At 69.6% G+C, this 3,924-nt stretch carries 2 protein-coding genes and 1 pseudogene; all 3 read right to left on the reverse strand.

From position 1 onward, the window contains the following. Positions 1-40 precede the first annotated feature (40 nt). Positions 41-1,486, reverse strand: coding sequence for a maltokinase N-terminal cap-like domain-containing protein (locus LOY02_RS18285; RefSeq protein WP_317183800.1), 1,446 nt, complete (start codon positions 1,484-1,486; stop codon positions 41-43). Continuing rightward, positions 1,486-3,192, reverse strand: a complete 1,707-nt coding sequence (gene treS, locus LOY02_RS18290; protein WP_317183801.1) for a maltose alpha-D-glucosyltransferase — start codon at positions 3,190-3,192, stop codon at positions 1,486-1,488. The genes LOY02_RS18285 and treS overlap by 1 nt, the downstream gene beginning before the upstream one ends. A gap of 3 nt (positions 3,193-3,195) precedes the next feature. Beyond that, positions 3,196-3,924, reverse strand: a pseudogene (locus LOY02_RS18295) (alpha-1,4-glucan--maltose-1-phosphate maltosyltransferase); the annotation flags it as partial.

Raw genomic sequence — 3,924 nt, forward strand, 5'->3', positions numbered from 1 at the left:
GGGGGGTGGGGGGGCGGCGTCCTGCCTGGGCGTTCTGGGCTCATCGGGGCGGACCTTTCTCGGACAGGAGTCGGCGCACGGCCTCGACGGGGATCGGGAGCCAGGCCGGACGGTTGCGGGCCTCGTAGACGACCTCGTAGAGGGCCTTGTCGAGCTCGAGCACCCGGATCAGCCTGTGGTCGTCGGTGCCGAGCTCGCCGGCGATGGACCCGTACCCATCGAGGAACGCCCGGCGACAGGCGGCCGCCCACGCGTTGGCTGTCGCGTCGTCGGAGGGGGTCTCGTCGGTGAGGCGGACCGACCCGGCGGCGTAGTCGAAGGAGCGGAGCATGCCCGCGATGTCACGGTGGACGAGGTCGGGGCGTACCCGCTCGGCGAGTGGCCGGAGCGGCTCTCCCTCGAAGTCGAGCGCGACCCAACCCCGCTCCGGAACGTCGAGGACCTGCCCGAGGTGGAAGTCCCCGTGGATCCGCTGGAGAGGTGGCCAGGCCGCCGACCGCACCTCGGCGAGGAGCAGCTCGACCTCGTCCCCATGGGCGCCGAGCTCCGGCACCGAGGCGACGGCAGCGGCATACCGCTCCCGCATCGATCCGACCAACGCCTCACGCGCCTCCGTCGTGGCCTCCTCGCGACCGAGAGCCGCGGCGAGCGACGCATGGATCTCCGCGGTCACGACGCCGAGGTCCCGAGCCCGGGCGGCGAAGTCGCTGCCCGCTGCGGCAGCGACGAGGGCGACTCGCCAGGCGTCCTCGACGCCCGGGATGAACTCCTGGGCGAAGGCGAGGTGGCCGTGGTGCTCGCTGCCCGAGCCGGAGGGGTCGTCCCAGGCGCCGGAGAGGTGCCCGAAGGTTGCCGGCACGCGGTCCGAGCCTGCTGCGGTGAGCGCGGACTGGACGACGACGTCGGGGTTGTCACCGTCCTGGAGGATGCGGAAGACCTTGACGATGAGGGGCTCGGCCGGACCACCGCCGGGCGCGGCCATCCGGCAGATGATCGAGGTGTTCGACTGCTCGCCCGTGAGCACCGTCGACGAGGTCACCGTCCCTGCCGTCAGCCCCGTCGGAGAGCCGAGTGCAGCCGCGTTGCTCCCGCGCGAGGCCCGGGCTTCGTCGCTCCGGCCACCTGTGAGGATCGTATCGACCAGGGCGGCGACGTAGACGGGGTCGTGGGGTCCGTCGTAGACCCATCGGCGACCGAGCACGCTGTGCTCGGTGGTTCCGACGAGGGCCTGCTCGGCACCCGCGAGAGGCGCGCCTCGGTAGGTCACCGGGACCTGGTAGACGACGACCGGAGAGGCGGCCCGGTCGGCGACGAGGTGGATTTCGACGCCGACCTCGCCCTCCGGGTCCTCGAAGCGGAAGCCGCCGACTCGCTCGAGCTGCGGCGTGTGGCCCTTGCCCGCATACCAGCGCTGGTCGGGCATCCATCGGGTGAGCAGCTCGAGCTTCGAGGGCACGATCGAGGCGCCCTCGTGGATGGTCGCCATCAGGGTCCCTCCTCTCCGCCGCGCAGCTGCAACCAGAAGAAGTCGCGTGACCCCAGGGTGATCGTCACGCGGCCGTCCGGCGCGACCCAGGGGAAGCCGCTGCCGCCGAAGAGGTCCACGAGCTGCCGGCCCGCGAAGCGCTCCGGCACCGTGATCGTGGCGGCCTGCGGCCGGCTCGACAGGTTGTTGACGCAGAGCACCGACTCGGCGGGGTCGCCGCTCTCCCCGTCCATCGACCGGACGTAGGCGAGGACCGCCTCGTTGTCGGCGGAGACGATCTCGAGGTCGCCGAGCCCGAAGACCGGGTGGCGGGCGCGGACCTGGAGCATGCCGCGCAGCCAGTGCAGCAGGGATGCCGACGAGGCCATCTGCGCCTCGACGTTGACGTTGTTGTAGTGGTAGACGAGGCTCGAGATGACGGGGAGGTAGAGCTTGCCTGGGTCGACCGTCGAGAACCCTGAGTTCCGGTCCGGCGTCCACTGCATCGGAGTGCGGACCGCGTCCCGGTCGATGAGCCAGATGTTGTCGCCCATCCCGATCTCGTCGCCGTAGTAGAGGCAGGGCGACCCCGGCAGCGAGAGCACGAGTGCATGGATGAGCTCGATCTCCGGGCGCGAGTTGTCGAGCAGGGGAGCGAGGCGGCGACGGATACCGACGTTGGCGCGCATTCGCGGGTCGGGGGCGTACCAGCCGTACATGGCGGCCCGTTCCTCGGCGGAGACCATCTCGAGGGTGAGCTCGTCGTGGTTGCGCAGGAACGTCCCCCACTGGGTCCCGGGCGGAATGGGCGGGGTCTCTGCCATGACGGAGGTGATCGGTTGGGCCTTCTCCTCACGAAGGGCGTAGTAGAGCCGCGGCATCACCGGGAAGTGGAAGCACATGTGGCACTCGGGCGCCTCCTCGGACCCGAAGTAGTCGACCACCTCGGCCGGCGGCTGGTTGGCCTCGGCGAGCAGGATGCGCCCCGGGTACTCCTCGTCCACCATGGCCCGCATGCGGGCGAGGAACTCGTGGGTCCTCGGCAGGTTCTCGCAGTTCGTCCCCTCCTCCTCGAAGAGGTAGGGGACCGCGTCGAGGCGGAACCCGTCGATCCCGAGGTCCATCCAGAAGCGGACGATGTCGAACATCGCCTCCTGCACGGCCGGGTTCTCGAAGTTGAGGTCGGGCTGGTGGGAGAAGAACCGGTGCCAGAAGAACTGGCGACGCACGGGGTCGAAGGTCCAGTTCGAGACCTCGGTGTCGACGAAGATGATCCGGGCGTCGGCATAGCCCTCGTCGGTGTCCGACCACACGTAGAAGTCGCCGTAGGGCCCGTCGGGCTCCGCGCGGCTCGCCTGGAACCACGGGTGCTGGTCGCTCGTGTGGTTCATCACGAGGTCGGTGACGATCCGGATGCCCCGGGCGTGTGCCTGCGACACGAGCTCGGTGAACTCGGGCAGGGTGCCGAACTCCGGAAGCACGGCCTTGTAGTCGGCGATGTCGTAGCCGCCGTCGCGCAGCGGCGATGCGTAGAAGGGCGGGAGCCACAGGCAGTCGACGCCGAGCCACTGGAGGTAGTCGAGCTTGCCGATGAGCCCGGTGAAGTCTCCGGCGCCGGAGCCCTTCGAGTCGGCGAAGGCGCGGACGAGCACCTCGTAGAAGACGGCCTTGCGAAACCAGTGCGGGTCGTACTTGAGGCCGGGCTGGGCGAGGTTGAGACCCTGCATCGGTCAGTGGCCCTTCACGCTGAGGATGTGGACCGGCTCGGAGTCGGGACCGAGGCGCACGAAGTTGTCCTGGCGCCAGGTCCACGTCTGGTTCAGCACGTGGTCGTGGGCATCGAACGTCGACCAGGTCGCCATCCCCAGGGCCTCCATGTCGAGGTGCACCCAGGTCTCGCGCGTCGCGTGGGGGTCGAGGTTGGCGACGACGAGGACGGTGTCGCGCTCGCCGTCGACGACCCGCGTCTTCGAGTAGACGAGGAAGCTGTCGTCGTCGGCCCGGTGGAAGTGGAGGTTGCGCAGCCAGCGCAGCGCAGGGTGCCAACCGCGGATCTCGTTGAGCCGCTTGAGGTACCACGCGAGGGAGCGTCCCTCGAGCGGCCCACCGGGCTCGTAGAGGTACCACTGGCGGTCCTTGTACTCGTACTTCTCGTTGTCGAGCTGCTCCTCGGCGCCGGGTCGCGCGACGTGCTCCATGAGCTCGTAGCCGCTGTAGATGCCGTAGGTCGGCACCATCGTCGCCGCGATCGCCGCCCTGAGCTTCCAGGCTGTCGGTCCGCCGTACTGCATGTAGGGCGTGAGGATGTCGTGCGTCGTCGGCCAGAAGGACGGTCGCATGTACGTGGCCGCGTCGCCGGACAGCTCACGGCCGTACTCCTCGAGCTCCCACGCCGCGTTGCGCCACGCGTAGTACGTGTAGCTCTGCTGGAATCCGGCCTTGGCGAGGGCGTGCATCAT

Source organism: Intrasporangium sp. (assembly GCF_032907665.1).
GTDB lineage: Bacteria > Actinomycetota > Actinomycetes > Actinomycetales > Dermatophilaceae > Intrasporangium.